At 71.9% G+C, this 25,074-nt stretch carries 20 protein-coding genes and 1 pseudogene; 7 read left to right on the forward strand and 14 right to left on the reverse strand.

Features of this window, described 5'->3' with window-relative positions; genetic code table 11:
• Window positions 1-45 precede the first annotated feature (45 nt).
• From sucD to ABZ570_RS08590, 4 genes are all read right to left on the reverse strand, one after another.
• Window positions 46-933 (reverse strand): succinate--CoA ligase subunit alpha, encoded by an 888-nt coding sequence (sucD, locus tag ABZ570_RS08575; RefSeq protein ID WP_358058953.1) that lies wholly within the window; start codon window positions 931-933, stop codon window positions 46-48.
• Between the two features lie 2 nt (window positions 934-935).
• Window positions 936-2,114, reverse strand: coding sequence for an ADP-forming succinate--CoA ligase subunit beta (sucC, locus tag ABZ570_RS08580; protein ID WP_358058956.1), 1,179 nt, complete (start codon window positions 2,112-2,114; stop codon window positions 936-938).
• 181 nt (window positions 2,115-2,295) lie between these two features.
• Window positions 2,296-3,177 (reverse strand): hypothetical protein, encoded by an 882-nt coding sequence (locus tag ABZ570_RS08585; protein ID WP_358058959.1) that lies wholly within the window; start codon window positions 3,175-3,177, stop codon window positions 2,296-2,298.
• Between the two features lie 569 nt (window positions 3,178-3,746).
• Window positions 3,747-4,151: a cobalamin B12-binding domain-containing protein gene (locus ABZ570_RS08590; protein ID WP_358058962.1), complete on the reverse strand. Its 405-nt coding sequence runs from the start codon at window positions 4,149-4,151 to the stop codon at window positions 3,747-3,749.
• A gap of 386 nt (window positions 4,152-4,537) precedes the next feature.
• On the opposite strand from ABZ570_RS08590, the gene ABZ570_RS08595 reads away from it, so the two are divergent.
• Together ABZ570_RS08595 and ABZ570_RS08600 are read left to right on the forward strand one after the other, a co-directional pair.
• Window positions 4,538-5,251, forward strand: a complete 714-nt coding sequence (locus ABZ570_RS08595) for a M23 family metallopeptidase (RefSeq protein ID WP_358058965.1) — start codon at window positions 4,538-4,540, stop codon at window positions 5,249-5,251.
• A 248-nt stretch (window positions 5,252-5,499) separates the two neighbouring features.
• Window positions 5,500-6,309 (forward strand): peptidoglycan DD-metalloendopeptidase family protein, encoded by an 810-nt coding sequence (locus tag ABZ570_RS08600; protein ID WP_358058968.1) that lies wholly within the window; start codon window positions 5,500-5,502, stop codon window positions 6,307-6,309.
• A gap of 39 nt (window positions 6,310-6,348) precedes the next feature.
• Here ABZ570_RS08600 and ABZ570_RS08605 read toward each other — a convergent pair whose 3' ends face one another.
• Window positions 6,349-7,497, reverse strand: coding sequence for a nuclear transport factor 2 family protein (locus ABZ570_RS08605; protein ID WP_358058971.1), 1,149 nt, complete (start codon window positions 7,495-7,497; stop codon window positions 6,349-6,351).
• A gap of 241 nt (window positions 7,498-7,738) precedes the next feature.
• Window positions 7,739-10,135, reverse strand: coding sequence for a DNA helicase PcrA (gene pcrA, locus ABZ570_RS08610; RefSeq protein ID WP_358058974.1), 2,397 nt, complete (start codon window positions 10,133-10,135; stop codon window positions 7,739-7,741).
• Window positions 10,136-10,426: 291 nt separating this feature from the next.
• On the opposite strand from pcrA, the gene ABZ570_RS08615 reads away from it, so the two are divergent.
• Entirely contained in the window at window positions 10,427-10,780 is a 354-nt protein-coding gene (locus ABZ570_RS08615; RefSeq protein WP_358058977.1) for a chorismate mutase, read from the forward strand.
• Between the two features lie 199 nt (window positions 10,781-10,979).
• On the opposite strand, the gene ABZ570_RS08620 is transcribed toward ABZ570_RS08615, so the two are convergent.
• The 5 genes from ABZ570_RS08620 to ABZ570_RS08640 form a co-directional block, all read right to left on the reverse strand.
• Window positions 10,980-11,993 carry a dipeptide ABC transporter ATP-binding protein gene (locus ABZ570_RS08620; RefSeq protein ID WP_358058980.1) on the reverse strand — a complete coding sequence of 338 codons (1,014 nt, stop codon included), beginning with the start codon at window positions 11,991-11,993 and terminating at the stop codon, window positions 10,980-10,982.
• Window positions 11,986-13,014: an ABC transporter ATP-binding protein gene (locus ABZ570_RS08625; RefSeq protein ID WP_358059031.1), complete on the reverse strand. Its 1,029-nt coding sequence runs from the start codon at window positions 13,012-13,014 to the stop codon at window positions 11,986-11,988. Before ABZ570_RS08625 ends, ABZ570_RS08620 begins: the two co-directional genes overlap by 8 nt.
• A 25-nt stretch (window positions 13,015-13,039) precedes the next feature.
• Window positions 13,040-14,020 carry an ABC transporter permease gene (locus ABZ570_RS08630; RefSeq protein ID WP_358058983.1) on the reverse strand — a complete coding sequence of 327 codons (981 nt, stop codon included), beginning with the start codon at window positions 14,018-14,020 and terminating at the stop codon, window positions 13,040-13,042.
• A 72-nt stretch (window positions 14,021-14,092) separates the two neighbouring features.
• Entirely contained in the window at window positions 14,093-15,019 is a 927-nt protein-coding gene (locus ABZ570_RS08635) for an ABC transporter permease (RefSeq protein ID WP_358058986.1), read from the reverse strand.
• A 146-nt stretch (window positions 15,020-15,165) separates the two neighbouring features.
• Window positions 15,166-16,815, reverse strand: coding sequence for an ABC transporter substrate-binding protein (locus ABZ570_RS08640; protein ID WP_358058989.1), 1,650 nt, complete (start codon window positions 16,813-16,815; stop codon window positions 15,166-15,168).
• Window positions 16,816-17,244: 429 nt separating this feature from the next.
• Between ABZ570_RS08640 and ABZ570_RS08645 the strand changes: the two genes are divergently transcribed.
• Window positions 17,245-17,979 carry a PIG-L deacetylase family protein gene (locus ABZ570_RS08645; RefSeq protein ID WP_358058992.1) on the forward strand — a complete coding sequence of 245 codons (735 nt, stop codon included), beginning with the start codon at window positions 17,245-17,247 and terminating at the stop codon, window positions 17,977-17,979.
• Between the two features lie 27 nt (window positions 17,980-18,006).
• Here the strand turns inward: ABZ570_RS08645 and ABZ570_RS08650 are convergent, their stop codons facing one another.
• A complete protein-coding gene (locus tag ABZ570_RS08650) occupies window positions 18,007-18,687 on the reverse strand; it encodes a response regulator transcription factor (RefSeq protein WP_358058995.1) in 681 nt (226 codons plus the stop codon).
• 2 nt (window positions 18,688-18,689) lie between these two features.
• Window positions 18,690-19,931, reverse strand: coding sequence for a PspC domain-containing protein (locus ABZ570_RS08655; protein WP_358058998.1), 1,242 nt, complete (start codon window positions 19,929-19,931; stop codon window positions 18,690-18,692).
• A gap of 204 nt (window positions 19,932-20,135) precedes the next feature.
• Here ABZ570_RS08655 and ABZ570_RS08660 point away from each other — a divergent pair, with 204 nt between their 5' ends.
• The 3 genes and pseudogenes from ABZ570_RS08660 (at window position 20,136) to ABZ570_RS08670 (ending at window position 23,991) form a co-directional block, all read left to right on the forward strand.
• The gene (locus ABZ570_RS08660) at window positions 20,136-21,944 is read left to right on the forward strand and encodes a PspC domain-containing protein (RefSeq protein WP_358059001.1); all 1,809 of its coding nucleotides are present in this window, start codon (window positions 20,136-20,138) and stop codon (window positions 21,942-21,944) included.
• Window positions 21,941-22,135 (forward strand): annotated as a pseudogene (locus tag ABZ570_RS08665) (hypothetical protein); the annotation flags it as partial. The gene ABZ570_RS08660 and the pseudogene ABZ570_RS08665, both read left to right, overlap by 4 nt.
• A gap of 608 nt (window positions 22,136-22,743) precedes the next feature.
• A complete protein-coding gene (locus ABZ570_RS08670; RefSeq protein WP_358059004.1) occupies window positions 22,744-23,991 on the forward strand; it encodes a phosphatidylserine decarboxylase in 1,248 nt (415 codons plus the stop codon).
• Window positions 23,992-24,048: 57 nt separating this feature from the next.
• Here ABZ570_RS08670 and ABZ570_RS08675 read toward each other — a convergent pair whose 3' ends face one another.
• A complete protein-coding gene (locus tag ABZ570_RS08675) occupies window positions 24,049-24,960 on the reverse strand; it encodes a CDP-alcohol phosphatidyltransferase family protein (protein WP_358059007.1) in 912 nt (303 codons plus the stop codon).
• Between the last annotated feature and the right edge of the window lie 114 nt (window positions 24,961-25,074).

Consider the following 25,074-nt stretch of genomic DNA (forward strand, 5'->3'; position numbering starts at 1 on the left):
GCCGACCGGCTTCCGGTCGACCCCCTCGACACGTCACGCGACCGCTCAGCGGCCGGACATGATCTCCCGCATCAGCTTGGCGGTCTCGGTCGGGGTCTTGCCGACCTTGACGCCGACCGCCTCCAGCGCCATCTTCTTCGCCTCGGCGGTGCCCGCCGAGCCGGAGATGATCGCGCCGGCGTGGCCCATGGTCTTGCCGGGCGGGGCGGTGAAGCCGGCGATGTAGCCGACCACCGGCTTGGTGACGTTGGCCTTGATGAACTCGGCCGCCCGCTCCTCGGCGTCGCCGCCGATCTCGCCGATCATCACGATGGCGTCGGTCTCCGGGTCCGCCTCGAACGCGGCCAGGGCGTCGATGTGGGTGGTGCCGATGATCGGGTCACCACCGATGCCGACGCAGGTCGAGAAGCCGATGTCCCGCAGCTCGTACATCATCTGGTAGGTCAGCGTGCCGCTCTTGCTGACCAGGCCGATCCGGCCGCTGCCGGTGATGTCGGCCGGGATGATGCCGGCGTTGGAGGCGCCCGGCGAGGCGATGCCCGGGCAGTTCGGGCCGATGATCCGGGTCCGCTCGCCCTTGGCCACGTTGTACGCCCAGAACGCGGCGGTGTCGTGCACCGGCACGCCCTCGGTGATCACCACGGCCAGGTCGATGCCGGCGTCGATCGCCTCGACCACCGCGGCCCTGGTGAACTGCGGCGGCACGAAGATGACCGTGACGTCCGCCCCGGTCTCCTTCATGGCGTCCGCCACGGTGGCGAAGACCGGCAGCTCGGTGCCGTCGAAGTCGACCTTCTGGCCCGCCTTGCGCGGGTTGACGCCGCCGACGATGTTGGTGCCGGCGGCGAGCATCCGCCGGGTGTGCTTGGAACCCTCGGAGCCGGTCATCCCCTGCACGATGACCTTGGAGTCCTTGGTCAGCCAGATTGCCATGATCAGACCCCCGCCGCGGCCAGCTCGGCGGCCCGCTCGGCCGCGCCATCCATGGTGTCGACCCGCTCGATCAGCGGGTTGTTCGCGCCGTCGAGGATCGCCCGGCCGGCCTCGGCGTTGTTGCCGTCGAGCCGGACGACCAGCGGCTTGGTGACCTGCTCGCCGCGCTGCTCGAGCAGCGCCAGCGCCTGCACGATCCCGTTGGCGACCGCGTCGCAGGCGGTGATGCCGCCGAAGACGTTGACGAATACGCTCTTGACCGAGGGGTCGGAGAGCACGATCTCCAGGCCGTTCGCCATCACCGCGGCGCTCGCGCCGCCACCGATGTCGAGGAAGTTGGCCGGCTTGACGCCGCCGTGCCGCTCGCCCGCGTACGCCACCACGTCGAGGGTGGACATGACCAGGCCCGCGCCGTTGCCGATGATGCCGACCTCGCCGTCGAGCTTGACGTAGTTGAGGTCCTTCTCCTTGGCGGCCTGCTCCAGCGGGTCGACCGACGCCTGGTCGACCAGAGCCTCGTGGTCCGGGTGCCGGAAGCCGGCGTTCTCGTCCAGGCTGACCTTGGCGTCCAGCAGCAGCAGCCTGCCGTCCTTGGTCTTGGCCAGCGGGTTCACCTCGACCAGCGTGGCGTCCTCGGCGACGAACGCCTGCCACAGCTTGACCGCGACCTCGACGACCTGGTCGGCCACCTCGGCCGGGAAACCGGCCGCGGTCACGATCTCGCGCGCCTTCGCCTCGTCCACCCCGACGTTGGCGTCGATCGGGGCCTTGACCACCTTCTCCGGGGTCTCGGCGGCGACCTGCTCGATGTCCATGCCGCCGGCCACGCTGGCGATGCAGAGGAAGGTGCGGTTCGCCCGGTCGAGCAGGTACGAGAAGTAGTACTCCTCGGCCACGTCCGCGGTCACGGTGATCATGACCTTGTGGACCGTGTGGCCCTTGATGTCCATCCCGAGGATGTCGGTGGCCCGGGCCACCGTCTCCTCCGCGCCCTCGGCCAGCTTCACGCCGCCGGCCTTGCCACGGCCGCCGACCTTCACCTGCGCCTTGACGACCACCCGGCCGCCGAGGCGTTCGGCGATCGCGCGGGCCTCCTCCGGGGTAGTGGCGACGCCGCCGGCGAGCACGGGCAACCCGTGCCGCTCGAACAGGTCCCGCCCCTGGTACTCGTACAGGTCCACGTTTGCGCGTCCCGTCCCGTCTCCGCGGCGCGCCGTCGCGCCGCCACCAGCGTTGGAAAATCAGTTTGACGCCTGTCATCAGATGAGACAGGCCATTTGCCGCAGCCTAACGAGATGGGGACCGCCGGCAACCGAGCGGGTGCGCGGTGTGTGGAACTGCACAGCGTCCCGCCATGGCGGCTCAGCCCACCCGGCAGCGGCCGGCCGCGTACCCGACGACGGCCCGCATGATCTCCTCCTCGGAGCGGTCTGCGAAGTTGACCGTCGCCGTGAAACCCGTGCCGAAGAACGCCTGCTGCAGCCCGGAGTCCAAGGCGGTGAAGGCGCCCAGCCCGGTGCCGGCGCGCGGGTCACGCGGCTTGACGCAGAGCATCTTCTCCAGCGCCCAGCGCCGCAGGTAGATCCGGTCGATCGCCTCCCACGGCAGCCAGATGGCCTGCCCCCGGGTGGGGCGGGTCTTGATCCAGAGCCCGGCCGGTCCGACGGCGAGCACCGGTCCGCCGGAGGTGATCAGCCAGAACTGGAGGCCCACCGGCAGCGCGACGAACAGCATGATCACCGGGATGACGAACAGGAGTCCGGCATCGCCCTCGCCAGCCGACGCGGCCATGCCGATCGGGCAGGCCATCAGCAGGCCGATGAAGAGGATCAGCAGGCCGAAGGGCAGCGCCCGCTTGCGCAGGCTCGGCCGCGCCACGAACGGCTGGTCCTCCGGGATCCGCTTCGTCGTGGGCGTGGCCGGCGGCTGCCACGGCGGTGGCAGTTGCGCCGGCCCGACCCCGCCGGGGTACGCCTGGTGCGCGGCCGGCCAGCCCGGCGCGGGTTGATACGGGGCGGGTTGGTGCGCGGCCGGCCAGCCCGGCGCGGGTTGCTGCGCGGCGGGTTGGTGCGCCGCCGGCCAGCCCGGCGCGGGTTGCTGCGCGGCGGGTTGGTGCGCCGCCGGCCAGCCCGGCGTGGGTTGCTGCGCGGCGGGTTGGTGCGCCGCCGGCCAGCCGGGGTGCGGTGGGGGCGGCGGGGGCCAGCCGCCGGCGGGGTCGGGCTGCGGGTACGACGGCTGGGTCACGGTGGCTCCCGAGGGTGGTCGAGCGCGGGGCGCGGTCCGGGCAGGCACACGATACGGCGCGCACTGCGGCCACACCGTCCCCCGAACCCCGCACCAGGCCGCCGGCCCGCACACCGGGACCCGGCGTCGGGCAGCCGTTCAGCCGTCCGAGGGATGTCGGGAAAGAGGCGTAACCCCCCGTCGGGGGCGTCGTTGAGTCTGATGTCGGAGCGCTGGTCAGGCGCGACGGCGGGAGCGGCCGATGCCCTGTCGGTCGAGGGGTGGCGGCGGGGCATCGTGCATAGAAGGGCCGGACGTGTGAGGGGTGCGTCCGGCCCTTCCCCCTGTCCGGGTGCCGCCGAGCGCCCCCGGGACGACGCCCCCACCCGCTGCAGCCCTGATGTCGCGAACGACTCACGCCACGGGGACGCCGCCGTCCCGAGCTGCTGGTGGCATCGGCTCCGGACGCTGCGTGCCGGCCCCGGTCATTCGGTCCGGTCCGATCCGGTCCGGCAACGACATCACGTTCGTCGCGGCGAATCCGACCACGCCCGGCCGCAGCGCCTGCCATCGGCCGGTGGCGGCAACGGTCAACCGACCGGCTGGGCGACGTTCCCCCGGACCCACTCGACGATGGACTGGGTGGTGGCACCCGGGGTGAAGATCTTCGCGACGCCGAGCTGCTCCAGCTCCGGGATGTCGGCGTCCGGGATGATGCCGCCGCCGAAGACGACGATGTCGGTCGCGTCGCGCTCGGCGAGCAGCTCCAGCACCCGCTTGAAGAGGGTCATGTGCGCGCCGGACAGCACGGAGAGGCCGACCGCGTCGGCGTCCTCCTGGATCGCGGTCTCCACGATCTGCTCCGGGGTCTGGTGCAGGCCCGTGTAGATGACCTCCATGCCGGCGTCCCGCAGGGCACGCGCGACGACCTTCGCGCCCCGGTCGTGGCCGTCCAGGCCGGGCTTCGCGACGACGACCCGGATACGAGAGCTCATCAGCGCACACCTTTCACCGGCTCCGGCACCTCACCTGAACGAACGGTAACCCGGCCGACCGGCCGCCGGAAACCCGGGCCGGCCTACTACCGCCCGACCACGTGCATCAGAAGCCGGACACCTCCGCCGAACGGTCACTCTGCGCTACGAACGGCCAGTAGGCAGGCCAGCCGACCGGCGACACGAGCCATGACAAGACCGGATGTAAACGGACAGAATGAAACGCCATTTCGGCGCTTTGGCTTGTGACAGGAGTGGCGGTTGGCTAACGTGGCCACGGTTGTCATCAGGTCCACGGACGGGTGACGACGCGGTCACCGGACGTTCGACGGAGCTTCACCGAACGGTCGGCGGTCGCATCGGATCCCCGACAACGGAGGGTGTGCGTGCGCCAGCGCCTGTCGTCTGAGCCCGATAGATATCGCGGCCGCCGCCGCGTACCCACCCCGCCACGGAGCCGCTACGCAGCGGTCGTCACCACCGCCTTCGTGGGAGCTGGCATCGTCGCCCTCGGCGCGAACGCCTTCCCGGACGCCAAGAGCGTCAGCCCGTCGGTCCTCGACGAGCTCAGACAGGCCTCGATCACCAGCCAGGACATCGCGGCGCGCGCCGACACCGCCGACCGCGCCTCCCGCGACAGCCGGGCGGACACCAAGGCCGCCGCCAAGGAGGACGTCTGGCGGCTGCCACTGGTCGGGTACGACTTCAAGTACCCCTACGGCATGCGCTGGGGCAAGCTGCACAGCGGCATCGACCTGGTCGCCCCGGAGGGCACCCCGTACGTCGCGATCCACGACGGCACGGTCACCAAGGCCGGCTGGTTCGGCGGCTACGGCTATACGGTGATCGTCGAGCACCCGGACGGCAGCGAAGCCATCTACGGCCACTCCTCCGAGGTCAACGTCAAGCAGGGCCAGCAGGTCAAGGCCGGCGACCAGCTCGGCCTGGTCGGGAACACGGGCCACTCCTACGGCGCACACCTGCACCTGGAGATCCATGTCAAGGGGCAACCGCTGGACCCGGTGCCGTGGCTCGAGGAGCGCGGAGTGGACATCACCCTGCAGATCGAGGCAATCTACCCCGAGGTAGCTGCTTCCTGACGCTGCGTATCGCCCATTCACCGCCCGGATCAGCAGATCCGGGCGGTTTTCGTTGTGTCTAAGTCTCCTGGATCACACCACGAACTGTGAGCGGCGCCACAGACGACCATGATCCTTTCCGTCGTCAAACCGCCTGCCCGGGGCCAATCCGGACCCGGACCGTCGCCGGGCCCGCCGGCAGCCCCGGGCGCGGCCCCGGCTCGATCCGGGCCGACATCAGTATTTCGAGGTCACGTGCCCCTCGACTGATGAAGGTCCCCGTGCAGGAAGACAGCTCCATCCAGAACGAGAACGCCCCGGACACCCCCGGCCGGCACCGGCTGCCCACGCGGACCGGTCGGCGCACCGCGTACCTCGCCGTCGGCGCGGTCGCCCTGGTCGGCCTCGGCCTCGGCGGCGTCGCCCTCGCCACCGCCGACCACGGCAGCACGTCGAACCCGGTCGTCGTCGACTTCGACGCGCGGGCCCGCGCCGAGGCCGCCGCCCGCGCCGACCGCTCGGCCCGGGAGTCGACCACGCCGGTCACCCCGTCCGCCACCGTGGCCAGCCCGTCCGTCACCCCGGCCAGCCCGTCGCCGAGCCCGACCACGGCGAGCCCGAAGCCGAAGCCGACCGCCACCGCCAAGCCGAAGCCCCGGAAGACCAGCGCGCCGAAGCCCGCGTGGGTCATCCCGATGGCCGGTGCCACCATCACCTCCTGCTACGGGCCGCGGTGGGGCACCCTGCACGCCGGCATCGACTTCGCCATGCCCGACGGCACGCCGATCCACGCCGCCGCGGCGGGCACCGTCGTCAAGGCCGGCAACGCCAACGACGGCTACGGCAACTCGGTCTTCATCGACCACCACAACGGCTACCTGACCCACTACGCCCACCAGAGCCGCCTGATCGTGAGCGTCGGCGACAAGGTGAGCGCCGGCCAGGTCATCGGCTACGAGGGCGCCACCGGAGACGCGACCGGCCCACACCTGCACTTCGAGGTGCACCAGGGCGCGATGTGGAACCAGATCGACCCGGCGCCGTTCCTGCGCGCCCGCGGCATCGACGTGGCCTGCTGACGGCCGGGTGTGGTGGGGAGCCCAGACCGGACCGTGCGGTCAGAATCCGATGACCTCGCGGAGCAGCAGGACGGTGCCGCGCCCCGGGCGGGGTTCCGCGTTGAGCACGAGAAGTCGGTTGATGGCGCTGGGCCGCCCGTAGGCCGCCTGGGCGCGGGCGCTTTCCAGCGGGAGGGCGTGCTCCTCGACGCGGCGCAGCGCGGTGCCCAGATCGGGCACCACCTTCTGCGCCCCGACGATCCAGATCGCGTGGGCGGCACCGCCGGCGTAGGCGGGTAGTTGGCTTCCGCTGGCCGAGGCGGCCACCAGGGAACCGGTCTCGGTGAGCGCGGCGACGCTGCCCACGACGACGTCGGGGGCGGCGGCCAGCCGCCGGATGTCGTCGGCGCTGGTGGCGCGGTCCATGGCCAGGAGGCGTGGCTTGAGGGCCTGGTACCGCCCGCTGGTGTTGATGTCCTCGTCGATGCCGGACAGGCGGAGGGTCTCGCTGGCCGCGGTGAATACGCTGGCACCCGCGGGGATCAGATCTCTGATCCGGGTACGCGCGGCGGCGGCGTCGTCGAGGATCTCGACGGTGAAACCGTGTGCCGCCAGCGCGGTGGCCGCCCGCTCCAGGCGCTGCGCGGGCGCCGGCTCGGTGAACGGTGCTGCCGGAACCCGGGTGGTCCTGGCGCCTGCTGAGCTGCTCGTGGCGTGGCGGGTGGGTGCCGCAGAGCTGTCCGCCGCCGGCCCGTCGGCGGGCGCCCCCGCCGCGTGGGGCGCCGAACCCGCCAGTGGCGTGGTGTCGAGGTACCTGACCTCGTAGACCCGCTCGGTGAACTTCCAGCCGTCCGGGGTGCGCCGGTAGCGATCGTGGTAGATGGCGTAGTTCAGCCCCTGGCGGCCGTCCCGGGTACGCGCGAGTTCCTGCAGGTAGGCGCGGCCGGTGGCGGTGTCCCCGGCAAGCTGGATCATGCCCGGGTGCGTGGTCTGCACGAAGAAGTCCCACTGGGCCTGCAGCCGCTCGCCCCCGGCGCGGATCTCCTCCCGGCCGACCAGCTCGGCGGGGATGTTGGGCATTCGCAGCACGCCGTCCGGCGTGAACAGCGACGCGAGCCGGGCGCGGTCGCGCATCATCGCCGCGTCGGTGAACTCGCCGCGCAGCGCCTCGATCTCGACGCGGTCGGCGACGGCCTGAAAGTCACTCATCGGGTCCCTCCCCCTTGTCACCTCGCCAGCCGGCGGCAGCCGGTGCCGGTGTCGGTCTCAGCCGTCCGACGACACAGCTCCCCGGAATGTGAGGCGACGTGCCGACCTCACAGTTCCGTGCGCTGTCTCCTCGAACGGGTGGGGGTACCTGCGAGCCGCACCCCGGCGACGCCAGCTGGCCACCTGGGCCGGCTGCCGCAGCCGCGGGTCACCGAGGCTGACGCTGGCCTCGCCGGTCGCCTCAGAGCTTGTCGATCGGGGCGTGCCGGAGCACCAGCCACAGGGTCTGGTCGCCGAAGTCGATCTGTGCCCGGGCACCCGGGCCGTGCCCCTCCACCGCCAGCACCCGGCCGAGGCCGTAGCGCTGGTGGTTGACCCGGTCCCCCGCCGACACCTTCGGCGCCTGCTTCAGCTCGCTGGCGGTGGACAGCCGGCTGGCGTCCACCCCGAGCCGCTTCGCCAGCTGCGTCGCCTTGGGCGTACCCCCGGTGAAGCCGGCACGCCCGCCGGGCGCGCGGTCCGCGCGGCCGCCGACGCCGCCGCCCCCGCCGGCCCACGAGGTGTACGAGCCCTCGGTGCGCTCCCAGCGGACCAGCTCCGGCGGCAGCTCCTCCAGGAACCGCGACGGCGGGTTGTACGCCGGCTGCCCCCAGGCCGACCGGGTGACCGCCCGGGACAGGTAGAGACGCTGCCGGGCCCGGGTGATCCCCACGTACGCCAGCCGCCGCTCCTCCTCCAGCTCGCGTGTGTCACCGAGCGAGCGCAGGTGCGGGAAGACGCCGTCCTCCAGGCCGGTCAGGAAGACCACCGGGAACTCCAGGCCCTTCGCCGTGTGCAGCGTCATCAGGGTCACCACACCCTGGTGGTCGGGGTCGTCGGTGGGGATCTGGTCGGCGTCGGCGACCAGCGCCACCTGCTCCAGGAAGCCGGCCACCGTGGCCCGCTCCCCGTCGGCGCCCAGCGCCTCGATCCGCTCGGTGTACTCGCGGGCGACGCTGACCAGCTCCTGGAGGTTGTCCACCCGGCCGGCGTCCTGCGGATCCAGGCTCTCCTCCAGCTCGGTGAGGTAACCCGAGCGGGTCAACAGGGCCTCCAGCACGTCCTCCGGGGTGCCGGTCTCGGCCAGCTCGCGCGCGGAGTCGAGCAGCGCGACGAACTCGGCGATCCCGTTGGCGGCCCGGGTGGAGATGCCGGGCGCGTCCTTCGCCCGGCGCAGCGCCGCACCGAAGGAGATCCGGTCCCGGCCGGCCAGCGCCTCCACGCACGCCTCGGCCCGCTCGCCGATGCCCCGGCGTGGGGTGTTGAGGATCCGGCGCAGGCTGACCGTGTCGTCGTCGTTGACCACCGCGCGCAGGTAGGCCAACGCGTCGCGGACCTCCTTGCGCTCGTAGAAGCGCACCCCGCCGACCACCTTGTACGGCAGGCCGACCCGGATGAACACCTCCTCGAAGACCCGGGACATGGCGTTGGTGCGGTAGAAGACGGCCACGTCGCCGGGGCGGGTGTCCCCGGAGTCGACCAGCCGGTCGATCTCCCGGGCGACCCAGTCCGCCTCGGCGTGCTCGGTGTCGGCCACGTAGCCGACGATCAGCTCGCCGGCCCCGGCGTCGCTCCACAGCCGCTTCGGCTTGCGGGAGGTGTTCCGGTCGATCACCGCGTTGGCGGCGTTGAGGATGGTCTGGGTGGAGCGGTAGTTCTGCTCCAGCAGGATCGTCCGGGCGTCGGTGAAGTCGCGCTCGAACTCGAGGATGTTGCGGATGGTGGCACCCCGGAACGCGTAGATCGACTGGTCGGCGTCGCCGACCACGCACAGCTCCGCCGGCTCGATCCCCTCGGTGCCGGAGACCAGCTCCTTGATCAGCACGTACTGGGCGTGGTTGGTGTCCTGGTACTCGTCGACGAGGACGTGCCGGAACCGCCGCCGGTAGCTCTCCGCCACGTGCGGGTGCGACTGGAGCAGGTGCACCGTCGCCATGATCAGGTCGTCGAAGTCCAGCGCGTGCGCCTCGCGCAGCCGCCGCTGGTAGAGCGTGTAGGCCTCCGACAGGGCCCGCTCGTTCGGCCCCTTGGCCCGGGCGGCGAACGCCTCCGGGTCGACCAGCTCGTTCTTGAGGTTGGAGACCTGGGCCGCCAGGCCGCGGGCCGGGTAGCGCTTCGGGTCGAGGTCCAGCTCCCGGGCGACGAGCTGCATCAGCCGGCGCGAGTCGTCCGCGTCGTAGATCGAGAAGGTGGACTTCAGGCCGGCGTGCTCGTGCTCGGCGCGCAGGATGCGGACGCAGGCCGAGTGGAAGGTCGACACCCACATCAGCCGGGCGCGCGAGCCGACCAGGGCGGCCACCCGCTCCTTCATCTCGCCGGCGGCCTTGTTGGTGAAGGTGATCGCGATGATCTCGCCCGGGTGCACGTCCCGCGCGGCGAGCAGGTACGCGATCCGGTTGGTGAGCACCCGGGTCTTGCCGGAGCCGGCGCCGGCCACGATCAGCAGCGGGGAACCGGCATGGGTGACCGCGTCCCGCTGGGGGCCGTTCAGCCCGGCGAGAAGGGCCTGCGGATCCGACCGGGCCCCGGGCCGGTGCGGCGGGGCCGGACGGGACTCCGGAGCGGGCGGGGACACGGGAATGTCGAAGAGAGGATGCATCGCACGGCGAGTCTATGCCGCCGGCCGGACATCTCCGGTAGGCGCGGGCCCGGGACGGGACGACGGCATCGGATCCCACAGGTTGGCGGTTTCCTTGCGCGGCCCGCCCGCCGGTCGGCATACTCGACGACGTGTTCGGTCAGCGCTTCTACTTTTACTACGGCTCCGGGAGTCCGGCAGCCGTAGGTCGCGCCTGATCACAGACCTGCGAAAAGCCCCGGGCTCCTGGAGCCCGGGGCTTTTTCGTCCCGGGATCCGCAGCCCCCGGCCCGAGACCCGAGAGGTACGGCGATGATGACTGACGTGGTGGAGTCCAGCGGCGGTCCGGCGCGGAACGACCGGCCGGACGGCCCGAACCCTACCGGGGCCGCGACGGCCCGGACCGGCACCGACGACTCGGCGGCCGCCGAGCGGATCGTGGCCATCCGGGAACGGATCGACGAGATCGACCGGACCATCATCGCGCTCTGGCAGGAGCGGGCCGCGCTGTCCCAGGAGGTCGGGGCGACACGGATGGCGGCCGGCGGCACCCGGCTCGTGCTCTCCCGGGAGCGGGAGATCCTGGAACGCTTCCGCCAGGCGCTCGGCGCCGACGGCACCCAGCTCGCGCTGCTGCTGCTACGCGCCGGCCGCGGCCCGCTGTGAGGAGGCGGCCCGCCGGGGTGGCCGGGCCGCGGTCGGGCGGCCCGGACGGGGTGCCGGCAGCCGGGCGGGACGCCCGGCCCACCGTCGGGTCGGCGTACCGCGATGAGCGGCGGACGGACGCCGCACCGGCGCGACCGGCCCGGGAAACGACGGACCGCCTGCCGGCGTCGGGCTGACGCCGACAGGCGGTCCGGCCGGATCACGCCTCGTGAGTGGCCACGATCTCCCGGCGCTCGGCGAAGTGGCAGGCGCTCGCGTGGTCCGTGCCCTGCCGGATCTGGAGCAGCGGCACCTCCTGGGCGCACACGTCCTGCGCCTTCCAGCACCGGGTCCGGAACCGGCAGCCCGAGGGCGGGCTGATCGGCGAGGGGACGTCACCGGTGAGCCGGATGATCGCCTTGCTCTCCCGCACGGTCGGGTCCGGCACCGGCACCGCCGAGAGCAGCGCCTGGGTGTACGGGTGCGTCGGCCGCTCGTAGATCTCGTCCTCGGTGCCGATCTCCACGATCTTGCCGAGGTACATCACCGCGACCCGGTCGGAGAGGTGCCGCACGACCGACAGGTCGTGGGCGATGAAGACGTACGACAGCCCGAACTCGGCCTGGAGCTTCTCCAACAGGTTCATCACCTGGGCCTGGATCGACACGTCCAGCGCGGAGACCGGCTCGTCGCAGACGATGATCTCGGGCCGCAGGGCGAGCGCCCGGGCGATGCCGATGCGCTGGCGCTGGCCGCCGGAGAACTGGTGCGGGTACCGGTTGATGTGCTCCGGGTTCAGGCCGACCAGGTCGAGCAGCTCCTTGACCTTGCTCCGGCGGGACCCCTTCGGAGCCACCTCGGGGTGGATCTCGAACGGCTCGCCGATCAGGTCACCGACCGTCATCCGGGGGTTGAGCGAGGTGTACGGGTCCTGCATCACCAGCTGGATCTGCCGGCGCAGGCGCCGCAGCGCCCCTCCGGAGATCTTGGAGATGTCCTGCCCCTTGTAGAGCACCTGGCCGGCGGTGGGCCGCTCCAGGTTCATCAGGACCCGGGCCAGCGTCGACTTGCCACAGCCGGACTCGCCCACCACGCCAAGGGTCTCGCCGGCCTTCAGATCGAAGGAGACCCCGTCCACCGCCTTGACGTGACCGACGGTCTTCTTGAACACGACGCCCCGGGTGACCGGGTAGTGCTTGACCAGGTCACGGACCTCGATGATGTTCTCAGTCACGGCTCACGAGCTCCTCGGCGAAGTGGCAGGCGCTGGCCCGGCCGCTGCCGAGCTGCAGCAGCGTGGGCAGCTTCTCCCGGCACACCGGCTGCGCCATCGGGCAGCGCGGGTTGAACGCGCAACCCGACGGGATGTTCATCAGGTTCGGCGGAAGGCCCTTGATGGTACGGAGCTCCTGCCCCTTCTCGTCCATCCGCGGGATCGAGTTGAGCAGGCCGAGGGTGTACGGGTGCGCCGGCTTGGCGTACAGGTCGTACACGTTGGCTTCCTCGACGATCCGGCCGGCGTACATGACCGCGATCCGGTCCGCGACGTCGGCGACCACGCCGAGGTCGTGGGTGATCAGGATCATGCCCATCTGCCGCTCCCGCTGGACCTCGGCGAGCAGGTCCATGATCTGGGCCTGCACGGTCACGTCCAGCGCGGTGGTCGGCTCGTCGGCGATCAGCACCTCGGGGTCGAGCGCCAGCGACATCGCGATCATGGCACGCTGCCGCATACCACCCGAGAACTGGTGCGGGTAGTTGCTGTACCGGCCCTTGGCGTTCGGGATCTTCACCTGGTCGAGCATCTCGATCGCGCGCTTCTTGGCGTCCGCGCGGCTCATGCCGCGCCGGATGCGGAACTGCTCGGCGATCTGGAAGCCGACGGTGAAAACCGGGTTGAGGGCGGAGAGCGAGTCCTGGAAGATCATCGCGATGCCTTCGCCCCGGATCCGACGCCGCTGCTCGGAGGACATCTTGAGCATGTCCTTGCCGTGGAAGCGGACCTGGCCGCCGGTGACGAAGCCGGGCGGGGTGTCGAGGATGCCCATGATGGTCTGCGCGGTGACGCTCTTGCCGGAGCCGGACTCGCCGAGCACGGCGAGGGTCTCCCCCGCGTCGACGTGGTACGTCACCCCGTTGATGACCTTGGCGACGCCGTCCCGGGTACGGAACTCCACCCGCAGGTCGTCGACCTCGAGCAGCCGGCCCGAGGGGCGGCCGGATCCGTCGGCGCCCGGCGCGGACTGCTCGGACACGAGAATGTCGGACAACTCAGTTCCCCTATCGGAGCTTCGGGTCGAGGGCCTCGCGGACCGTCTCGCCGAGCGTGACGAAGCTCAGCACGGCGGTGACGAGGAACGCGGCGGGGAAGAACAGCAGGTACGGCGCGACCCGGATCAGGGTCTGTGCCTCGCTGATCATGATGCCCCAGGACACCACCGGGCTCCTCAGACCGATACCCAGGAAGGACAGCGTGGCCTCGAGGCCGATGAAGGAGCCGACCATGATCGTGCCGTACACCAGGATCGGCGCGAGGCAGTTCGGCAGCAGGTGCTTGAAGATGATCCGGCCGGTGCCGGCGCCCAGTGCCCGGGCCGCGACAATGTAGTCGGCCTCCTTGGTGGCGAGCACCGCGGAGCGCATCAGCCGCATCACGACCGGCCAGCTCAGCACGGTCAGCGACATGATGACCAGGCCCATGATCGTCCACTCGCTGTTGTCCCTGCCCGAGCCGTTGAAGGTGGTCAGGATGACGATCGAGCCGAGCACGAACGGCAGGCCGAAGAAGATGTCCGCGACGCGGGAGAGCAGCGCGTCCACCCAGCCGCCGCGATAACCGGCGATCATGCCCATGGCGCCACCGATCAGCAGGGTGCCGATCACGGAGAGCAGCGCCACCACGATCGAGGCGCGGGCGCCGTAGATGGTCCGGGCGAAGACGTCGCGGCCCTGCACGTCGTAGCCGAACCAGGCGTCCGCCGACGGCTTCACCAGGCTGCGGGACAGCGCACCGTTCACCGCGTCGCCGGAGGTGAACAGCGACGGGAAGGCCGCCATCACCACGAACACCAGGATGAACGCGGCGGAGATCCAGAACAGCGGCTTGCGGCGCAGGTCGAGCCAGGCATCCCCGAGCAGACCGCGCGGCTTCTGCTGCTTCTGCGCGCTCTCCGGGAGACCGGCGTTCGCCGGGGCACCGCTCTCGCCCGGCTGCTCGATCCGGGGGGTGCTGACCAGCGATGCGGCACTCGGGTCACTCATGCCTGCACCTCGCTTCGCTCGGCGCGGGCCTGGGTGCCCACGCACACGGCGTTGATGATTCGTTCGCTGCGCTCACTCATAGCGGATCCTCGGGTCCAGGGCGGCGTAGAGCAGGTCCACCAGCAGGTTCATCACGAGATACACGACCACCAGGACCACCACGATGCCGACAACGGTAGCGCTCTCCTTGGTGACGATCGAGCGGAGGACCTGGCGGCCGATGCCGTTGATGCCGAAGATGCCCTCGGTGACGATCGCGCCACCCATCAGGGCGCCGAGGTCGGTGCCGAGCAGCGTGACGACCGGGATGAGCGAGTTGCGCAGCAGGTGCACGCCCACCACCCGGCGCATGGGCAGCCCCTTGGCGATGGCGGTGCGGACGTAGTCGGCGCGCCGGTTCTCGGCGATGCTGGTGCGCGCCAGCCGGGCGATGTAGGCCATCGAGGCGCTGCCGAGCACGAAGCCGGGCACGATCAGCTCGCTGATCCGCATCTCCGAGGAGACGGTGGGGGTGACGATGCCCCACTTGACACCGAAGAGCCACTGGAGCACGAAGCCGATGACGAAGACCGGCAGCGCGATCAGGAAGAGGGTGGAGATCAGGACCAGGTTGTCCAGGAAGCCGTTGCGCCGGAGACCGGTCAGCACGCCCGCGCCGAGACCGATGACGGCCTCGATGGTGAGCGCGACCACCGCCAGCTTCAGCGTGTTGGGGTACGACGTCACGATGATGTCGCTGATCTCCCGGCCGCCGAAGGTGATGCCGAAGTCACCCTGGAAGAGGTTCTTCATGTAGCTGGCGTACTGCACCCAGATCGAGTCGTCGAGGTGGTACTTGGCGGTCATGACCGCGCGGAAGTTGTCCGGGCAGGCCCGCTCACCGCACTTGCCGGCGAAGGGGTCGCCCGGCACCGACCAGACGAGCCAGTAGATCAGGAATGTCGTGCCGATGAAGACCGGCACGAGTTGCAGCAGCCGTCTCAACAGATAACGGCCCATGGGGTGGTCCTCCAGACAGGGGGCGCGTCGGATCGGCCGACACGGGGGCGACAACGTGCGAGGGGTCTGTTGTACACCCCCTCGCGGAACGGCCCCGGGTCGGGCTCACCGGTAGGCGAGCCCGACCCGGGGTCAGACCGTTCGGATCAGAGCTCGACCGAGGTGATGTCGATCTCGCCGACGTTGGTCAGCTCCATCTTCTTGATCTTCTCCGAGTGGCCGGACTGCTGGCCCTGGAAGTAGATCGGCATGGACGGAACCTCATCGTTGATGATCTTGACAGCCTCAGCGAACTTCTTGTGCGACTCCGCGATGCTGGGGGCCGCTGCGGCCTCCTTGGCGAGGGCGTCGACCTTGGCGTTGCTGTACAGACCGTCGTTCGAGGAGCCGTTGGTCACGTAGAGCGGGTTGATCCAGTTCTCCACGTCCGGGTAGTCCTGCTGCCAACCGGCACGGTAGGGGCCGGTCATCTTGTGGGCGTTGATGTTCTGCCGGAAGACCGCGAAGGTCGGCATGGGGGTGGCGACGGCGTCGATGCCCAGGGTGGTCTTGACCTGCTGGGCCACGGCCTCCATCCACTCCTTGTGGCTGGCGTCACCGTTGTAGAAGAACTGCATCTTGCCGGTGAAGCCGCTGGACTCCTTGAAGAGCGCCTTGGCCTGGTCCGCGTCGTACGTGCAGACGGTGCAGTTGCCCGGCTCGGCGCCCGGGGTCAGCGGGTTGGCCCAGCTGTCGGCCGGCGTCCGGTTGCCGAAGAAGATCTTGTCGGTGATCTCCTTCCGGTTGATCGAGAGCGAGATCGCCTTACGCAGCTTCGGGTCCTGGAAGCGCTTGTCGTAGAGCGGGAAGGCGATGATACCGGTCGACGGGGTGACGGACGCGATGGCGCGGTCGCCCAGGTCGGCCTTCCACTTGTCGCCGGCCAGCGAGGAGACCGGGACCTGCTGCATGAAGTCGATGTTGCCGGAGACCAGCTCGGCGTACGCCGCCGTGTCCTCCTGGAACATCTTGACGGTGACGTCCTTGATCTTCATCTTGTCGCGCAGGCTGTAGTCGTCGAAGCGGGTGAGCTTGATCTCGACGTCGTCCTGCCACGAGACGAACTTGACCGGGCCGTTACCGATCGGGTTCTTCTTGCCGAAGTCCTCCGGCTTCTGCGTGAAGAAGACGTCCGGCAGCGGCACGAAGGCGCTGTAGCCCAGCTTGGTCGGCCACACCGCGGTCGGCGCGGCGAGGGTGGCCTCGAAGGTCCAGTCGTCGATGACCTTGAGGCCGGACATCTCCTTGGCCGGCGGCTCCGGGGCCTTCTTCGGGCCGTCCGGACCGTCCGGGTCCTCGGTGAAGACCTGGTCGAAGCCCTCGATGTCGGCGAAGAAGCTGGCGTTCTGCGCGCCGTTCGGGCCGTACGCCGCCCAGTTCCAGGCCTTGACGAAGTTCTCGGCCTTGACGGGGGTGCCGTCGTGGAACTTGGTGTTCGGCTTGAGCTTGATCTTGAAGACCTTGGAGTCGCTGGTCTCGATCGACTCGGCAACCGCGTTCTGCGGAGCGCCACCGTTGTTGGGGTACTCGACCAGACCGGTCCACAGGTAGTCGATGATCGCGCCGCCACCGGTCTCGGTGGTGTCCGCCGGAACCAGGGGGCGCTCCGGCTGGGTGCCCTCGATGACGATGGCGCCGTCCTTGCTGGCGCCGGTGTCGTCGCTGCCACCATTGTTCCCGTTCGAGCAGCCGGACGCGACGAGCGCGAATGCCGCGCCCACCGCGAGCGCGCCGCTCGCCCGCTTCGAGACTCTCATTCCGAGGGGCCTCCTCTTTCTAACCTGGTTCCGTCGTGAGTTTCACGCACGTTTGGGGGGTGACACCACCGCCGACCCGAACCGCAGGTCGCCGGTTACCGCAGAGGAAATCGGGACACCCCCAGGGGTAACCGATCCGCCGGGCACCACAACCCGGCGCAGACACGACGCAGGGCCGGCGGCCACTCGGCGTCACGTAAAGGCGACGTCGCGTGATCGGCGGGCCCGGCGAGGTGCCGCACACCAGGGTGAGGTGCTGCCACTGTGACACCCACCAGCCCGTTCCGTGAAGGTGCCGTTATCAAGCCGTTAGTTGGCCGCCGCGTTGCCGATACTTGAGAAAAGATCATGAAACATGCCGCTCGTACCACTCTGAACAGGTAAGACACGGTCACGTCGGGCCAGGACCCCGGCGTAGGCTCGGTGGCTGTGAGCTTCCCCGCCTCCGCTCCGGTGCTTCCCGACGTGCGTCGGGTCCTGGCGGTATTTGCCCATCCGGATGATGTCGACTTCGGCTGTGCGGGCACCATCGCCGGCTGGGTGGACGAGGGTATCGAGGTGGCCTACCTGATCGTGACCCGGGGGAACTCCGGTGGGTTCGACGACACCCCGCGCGAGGAGATGCCCGTGCTGCGGGAGGCGGAGCAGCGGGCCGCCGCCGCCGTGGTCGGCGTACACCGGGTCGACTTCCTCGACGGACACCCCGACGGCCTGCTCACCGCCGGTCCGGAGCTGCGCCGCGACATCGCCGCCGCGATCCGCCGGTTCCGGCCGGACCGGGTGCTCACCAGCTCCCCGCTGCGCCGCTGGGAGCACCTCACCGGCCCGAGCCACCCGGACCACCTGGCCGTCGGCGAGGCCACCACCTGCGCGGTCTACCCCGACGCGCGCAACCGCTTCGCCTTCCCGGAACTGCTCGCCGAGGGCCTGGCGCCGTGGGTGGTCCGGGAGCTCTGGTACGCGGGCGGCCCGGCGCCCGACCACGCCGTCGACATCACCGCGCGGGTCGACCGGAAGATCGCCGCGATGCGGGCGCACCGCTCGCAGACCGCCCACCTGGACGTGGAGTCCTGGGTGCACGACCTGCTGGGCAGGATCGCCGCCGACGCCGGCCTCCCCGCCGGACGGCTGGCCGAGGCGTTCACCGTGCTGCGCACCGAGTGACCAGGCCGGCGCGGCCCGACCGGGCGGTCAGACCAGCCGGCGGTCGGCAGCCCAGCGGGACAGCTCGTACCGGTTGGACATCTGCAGCTTGCGCAGCACGTTGGAGACGTGTGTCTCGACCGTCTTGATCGAGATGAACAGCTCCTTGGCGATCTCCTTGTACGCGTACCCCCGGGCCAGCAGTCGGAGCACCTCGCGCTCCCGGTTGGTGAGCTGGTCCAGCTCCGGGTCGGCGACCGGCGCGTCCGGCCGGGACGCGAACGCGTCCAGCACGAACCCGGCCAGCCGGGGGCTGAACACGGCGTCCCCGTCGGCCACCCGGCGGATCGCGTCGGTCAGCTCGTCCGGCGAGATGGTCTTGGTGACGTAGCCCCGGGCGCCGGCGCGGATCAGCCCGATCACGTCCTCGGCCGCGTCGGAGACGCTCAATGCCAGGAACCGCACCTGCGGGTGGGTACGCCGCATCGCCTCCAGCACCGCCCGGCCGCCGCCGTCGGGCATGTGCACGTCGAGCAGCACCACGTCGGGCTGGGTCGCCGCGATCCGGCTGACCGCCTCGGCCACCGTACTGGCCTCGCCCACCACCTCGACCTTGGTGCCCAGCTCGGCGCGTACGCCCGCCCGGAACATGGCGTGATCGTCGACGAGGAACACCCGCAGCCGCCCCTCCCGGGGCGCCGCTCCCTCGACCGGTACCTGCTCGGCCATGATCATCTGTCCCTTTCCGCGTTGGAGCCGGAGCCGCTGATCGGCAGGATCAGCCGGACCTCGCTCCCCTCCCCCGGCCTGGACCGGATCTCGGCCCGGCCGCCGTGCCGCTTCATCCGCCCGATGATCGAGCCCCGGACGCCGTGCCGGTGATCCTCCACCGTATCCGGGTCGAAGCCCTTGCCCCGGTCCCGGACGAAGACGCTGACCTGGTCCGGCTCCACCTCGGCATAGAGCGACACCGTCTGCACGCCGGCGTGCCGGGCCGCGTTCACCAGCGCCTCCCGGGCGGCGGCGACCAGCGCGCCGACCCGTTCGTCGGTCTCCCGGTCGCCCACCACCACCGCCTCCACGGTGATGGCGAACGTGTCCTCCACCTCGGCGGCGGCCTGCTCCAGCGCGGCGGCGAAGCGCTCGGTCGGCGAGGCGGTCGGCTTGTAGAGCCAGTTCCGCAGCGACCGCTCCTGGCCGCGGGCCAGCCGCTGCACCGTCTTGACGTCGCTGGCGTTGCGCTGGATCAGGGCGAGTGTGTGCAGCACCTGGTCGTGCACCATCGCGGCCAGCTCGGCGCGTTCCTGCTCGCGGATCCGCCCCTCGCGCTCCGAGCGCAGCTGGTTCCAGGTGCGCCAGAGCACCGGCCCGGTCACCACGCCCACGCCGGCGAGCCCCACCAGCGCGAAGATCACGCCGTTGAGCACGGCGTCGAAGTTCTGCGCCGGCGAGTAGACCGCGGCCACCCCGATGATGCCGACGGCGACGAGCACCCCGCCGCCGACGAAGCGGAGCACGAACGCGCGCCGGTCGCTCTCCTCCACCACCGCACCGAGCCAGGGCACCGCCATCGGCCCGCTCCACTGCTGGCGGCGCTCCGGTGCGGACTGGTGCCAGATCACTCCGGCGCCGACCGCGATGATCGCGACCAGCCAGCCGGCGGTCCCGGCGGCGCCGACCGAATGGAAGGCCATCATCTGGATCAGCAGCACGCCCAGCCCGATCGCCACGAAGGGCAGGAGCTGGCCGAGGTCTCGGCGGGGCGGGACGGCGGTGTCGCCCGGTCGGGGCGGGACGACCGCCCAGAAGGCGGCGTACAGCAGCAGCCCGAGGCCGTTCAGCCCGAGCAGCACCATGAAGGCGATCCGGACGCGGAGCACCGAGATGCCGAGGTGCTCCGCGATGCCGGCGGCCACTCCCGCGGCCAACCGGTGCTGGGTGGCCCGGTAGAGCCGCGGCGGGTGCGGGTTCACGGTGCTGCTGATGGGAGGCTCCCCAGATCTGGCCGACGGTGGTGGCGGGCACCGGCCGGGCACCGGCGCCGGTCCGATCGTCACACGCCCGACCCGCCCGCGACCATGGGGACGTCCCCGACATTCGCCGGCCCGGGATCTCAGGGTGGCATCAGGGTCGGCGCCTGAGGACGCTGGGGCGGAGCGCGCAGGAGGATCGAAGGCATGACCGAGGAAGCTGCCCGTCCGCCCCAGCCCGGGGCGGCGTCACCGGACGGGCCACCGCCACCCCCGCCGACCGGGCCCGCCGGGCCGCCGCCGGCCGCCGGCTCCGCGCCGAACGGCGCGCCGCCTCCCGGGTACGCCCCACCGCCCGGCGGCTTCACCTCCCGGTACGGGCTGGTCCGCCCGCACGACGGTCGCTACCTCGCCGGCGTCTGCGCCGCCATCGGCCGCGCCACCAACACCGATCCGGTGCTGTGGCGGGTGATCCTCGCCGTGCTGGGTTTCTTCGGCGGCATCGGCCTCCTGGTCTACCTCATCGCGTGGCTGATCATCCCCGGCGAGGGTGACAGCGCCTCCCCGGTCGAGTCGATGCTCGGCCGGGGCCGGTCGAGCATGTCCCCGGTCACGGTGATCGTGCTCAGCATCGTGGTCGCGGTCGGCTTCGGCTACATCGTCACCAACGCGCTCCGGGCGGTCCTGCTCGGCGCGTTGATCCTGATCGTCGGCGCGCTGCTGCTCAACCGCCAGCCGCGCCATGGGGCGGAGCGGCAGCCCGCCGCCGCGGCCGGCCCGTCCCCCGGGCCGACGCCGTCGGCGGTCTGGCCGGCGACCGGCACCGCCTCGCCGGGCAGCGGCCCGGCGTGGGGCACGGCCGGGCCGGCGAGCGCCTCGGCGGGCTGGGGTGGGCCCGCCGCCGGCACCACCACCCAGCCGGCCTGGCCGACGACCGGCACGCCCGCTGCGGCCTGGTCCGAGGCCGGGCCGCCACCGGCGCAGCCGGCCGCCGGGTACGACCCCGAACCGGTCACGCAGCCGGTCGCTGGTTCGCCGGTCGCGGAGCAGGCCGCCCGCGTACCCGCCGAGCCGACCGCCGAGCAGGCTGGGGCCGCGCAGTCCGTGGCCGGGCAACAGCCGACCTGGCCGGCGGCCGGGTACGCCGCCGAGCCGATCGCGGCGCCGGCTGACCGGGCCGCCGAGGCGTGGCGGGGGAACGAGCCGCCGACCTGGCCGGGCACGCCGACCACCGGCGATGTCCCGCTCGGGCCGCCCGCGTCCGTACCGCCCCCGTCGCCGGTGGGCGCGCCGCTGCCGCCCGGTGGCTACCGACCGCCCTTCGCGCCGCACGGCCCGTACGCCGGGCCGTACCCGCCGGCGCCGCCGGCCCCCGCCCGGCCGGTACGCGCGCCGAAGCGGCCGAAGGAGCGGTCGGCGCTGGGTGCCGTCACCTTCTCGCTGATCTTCCTGGCGCTGGGCGTGGTGGCCGTGCTCGACCTGCTCCACGCCTTCCCGGTCGGAGCGGCCGGGTACTTCGCCGCGGCGCTGGCCACCATCGGGCTCGGGCTGCTGGTGGGTACCTGGTTCGGCCGGGCCCGCTGGCTGATCGCGCTCGGCCTGGTCACCGCGGCGGCGCTCGGCATCGCCACCGTGGCCGAGTCCTACGACCATGTGCGCGGGATCGACGGCAACGTGACCTGGGCACCGGTCGACCACCAGGACCTGGCCCAGCGCTACAAGAACAACTTCGGGAACGCGGTGCTCGACCTGCGCGTGGTGGACTTCGACCAGAAGGACACGCAGATCACCGTGGAGATCAACCTTGGCAACCTGACGGTGGTCGTGCCGCCGAACGTCGACGTCACCACGGTGGCCGACGTGAACGCCGGGGACGCGACCGTCTTCGGCAAGGGCTCCAGCCGGCTCAACGGCCCCGAATGGGAGACCACCGACCTCGGGCCGGACGGCCGGGGCGGGGGCACCCTGCGACTGCTCATCCACGTGAACGCCGGTGACCTGGAGGTGACCCGGTGAAGGCCCACCGCACCGACGTCGTGTCGTTCGCCTTCGGGCTGGTCTTCCTGGCCCTCTCCGTCTGGTGGCTGCTCGGCCGGATTCTCGGGCTCACCCTGCCCCCGGTGGGCTGGTTCCTGGCCGGCGCGCTCATCCTGGTCGGGCTGCTGAGCCTGGTCGGCGCGCTGCGGTCCGGGCGGCACACCGATCCGGAGCCGGCCCATCCGGGGCCGGCGGCCACCGTCGCCGCGCCCTACCCGGACGGCACGCCCACCAGCGGCACTCCAGGCAGCGGCGCGCCCACCAGTCCAGCGGCCGACGAGTGGGCCACGGACGGCGTGACCGACCTCCCCGTCGAGGCGCGGCAGGATCGCGACGCCGAACCGGTGACCCGCGAACTGCCCACCGTCGACGCTCCGGAGTGGCCGGCCGGGGGAAGCGCGACCGGCAGCCCGGGCAACGACGGAGGCGCCGGCCGCCACGGCCCGGCGCGCTGAGCGCCGGCCGCGACGGCCCGGCGGGCTGAGCGCCGGCCGTGCCGACCGCCCCACGCGCTGAGCACCGGCCGCCCTGAGCACGTCGGTGCGGGGTGCCGGCGGCGGCGCATATGCTGACTGGCGGAGATCTCGCCTCCGCCGGCCGGCCGACCCCGTGGCGTCCGGCTGTCCGCGGCGCGGCGTCAGACGTACGCCGGGCCCGGATGGCCGTAGCCGCGGCCGGCGTTCCCGGTCGCCGGGCCCCCGTCCGCGGCCCCGGCCGGCCAGGTCGCCGTGGCGGTCCCGCCGCGTCCCGTCGCTACCTCGTCAGGAGCCCGTCCGACATGACCCAGTCCCCCGCCGTGCGCACCCCCGGCCCGTCCGGCCCGGTCCGCGTCGGCGAGCGCGCCGCCCGTACCCTCGTCGCCGAGTTCGCTCGGCGTAACGACCCGAAGGCCGGCCTGCTGGTCGGCGCGACCCCGGAGTCCGCGGTGCTGTCCGCCGCGATCGACGCGCTGCTCCCCGGCGACCGGCTCACGGTCGTGCCGGCGGAGGGCTGCTCCGCGGCCACGCTCCGCGAGCACGTGACGGCCCAGGGCCGCTGGGTCGCCGACCGGGTACGGGTCGCCGACACCCTCGCCGCGACGGACGCCGCCGAGGTGGTGATCGCCGCCGAGCCGTTCACCGGCACCGCCGACGAGGTCCGCTCGGCCGTCGACGAGCTGGCGAAGTACCTGGCCGAGGGCGCGGTGCTGAGCGTCGCCGCGCCGGTCTTCCGTACCGAGGGCGCCGACGCCGAGCTGGACCGGCAGGGCCTGCTGCACGGCGTCCGCACCGACCTGGTGCTGCGCAACTCCCCGCCGGTACGCGTGCACCACCTCCGCTTCACCCCGGCACCCGTCGCGCTCGCCGCCCGGCTCTCGCCCGCGTACCGGCCGTCGAGCGTGCCGCTGACCCGGAGCATGCACATCGACTCCAACGGCGTGGCGGCGGCCGGGATCAGCCTCGGCCTGGCCGCGCTGGCCCGGGTGGCCCGGCCGAAGTCGAAGCTCTGGCTGCTGCCGGCGCTGGCCGCCGCGCCGGTGGCCGCGTTCTTCCGGGACCCGGAGCGGGACGTCCCGGAGGACCCGGCGGCCGTGGTCGCCGCGGCGGACGGACAGGTCCTCTCCGTGCAGCGGCTGCACGACGAGCGCTTCGGCGAGGGCGAGTGGCTCCGGGTCGCCGTCTTCCTCTCCGTGCTGGACGTGCACGTCAACCGTTCCCCCGTGGCCGGCAAGGTGGTCGACTACTTCGTCGCGGACGGCGGGTTCGTCAACGCGATGAAGCCGGACGCCGAGCACAACGTGGCGGCGTACACGGTGCTCGACACCGACCATGGCACCGTGGTGGTCGCGCAGCGTACCGGCCTGATCGCCCGGCGGATCGTGCAGCGGGCGCCGGTCGGCGCGCTGCTGGCGAAGGGGGAGCGCTTCGGCCTGATCCGGTTCGGCTCGCGCACCGACGTCTACCTGCCGGCGGACGCCGCCGAGCCGCTGGTCGGCCCGGGCGACAAGGTGGTCGGCGGCTCGACCGTGATCGCCCGCTGGCGCTGATCCCAGGTACGAAGAAGGGGCGCCGCTCGCCGCGGCGCCCCTTCTTCGGTGTACGGGTCAGGCGGTACGGCGCTGGTGCAGCCACAACACCGGGCCGCTGGCCAGGTAGCCCACCACCGCGAGGGCGAAGGTGAGCCGGATGTCGACCAACGCGCCGACCACCGGGGCCAGCCAGAGCCACGGCGGCAGCTTCAGCAGCCGGGCGAGCTTCGCGTACGGGAAGCTGGAGACCATGGCGAAGGCGAGCAGCGCCACCCCGGCGACCATCACCAGGCCGGAGACCGGCAGCCCGATCGCCACGGTCAGGGCCAGCACGGCCGCCGCCATGGTGGTCGGTACGCCGCAGAAGAACCGGCCGTCCTTCGGCGAGACGTTGAACCGGGCGAGCCGGATCGCGGCGCAGGCCGCGACCAGCGCGCAGGCAACCGCGGCGGCTGCCGGCCGGACCGAGCCGGCCAGCGACGCGTAGACCACCACCGGGGCGGCGAGGCCGAACGAGCACATGTCGGCCAGCGAGTCCATCTGGGCGCCGAACGGGCTGGCCACGCCGAGCTTGCGAGCCAGCGCGCCGTCCAGACCGTCGAACGCGACGCAGGCGATCAGGCAGAGCGCGGCGATCCGCACCTCGCCCCGCATGGCCAGGAAGATCGCCAGCATGCCGAGCATCAGGCTGCTCAGGGTGCAGGCGTTGACCAGGGCGAACTTCGCTCGGCGGGCGGCGGTGCGCTCACCCGGCAGGAGCGGGATCGACATCGCCGGCGCCTCGTCGGCCGCGACCGCGGGGGCGAGTGCCGGGCTGACCGGCAGCACCGCCTCGACCTCGGCGTCGAGGCGACCGTAGCGACGGCGCTGGCGATCGGTCCGGCGGTGGTCGGGCGTGACCAGGTCGGCGGCGGTTGCGGCAGCGCCGTCCCGGCGGCCCACCCGGACCAGCAGCACCTGACGGGCGAACGTGCTGCCGCGGCGCAATCCGCCCGCCCAGCGACGCCCTGCGGGGCGCGGACTGTCAGTCGTACGACGCCGGCGCCATGGGGCTCTCGGCACGTTTCCTCCATCACCGGATCGGGTGGCCGCCACCTGTGG

The sequence above is a fragment of the Micromonospora sp. NPDC007271 genome (genome assembly GCF_040634005.1).
GTDB lineage: Bacteria > Actinomycetota > Actinomycetes > Mycobacteriales > Micromonosporaceae > Micromonospora.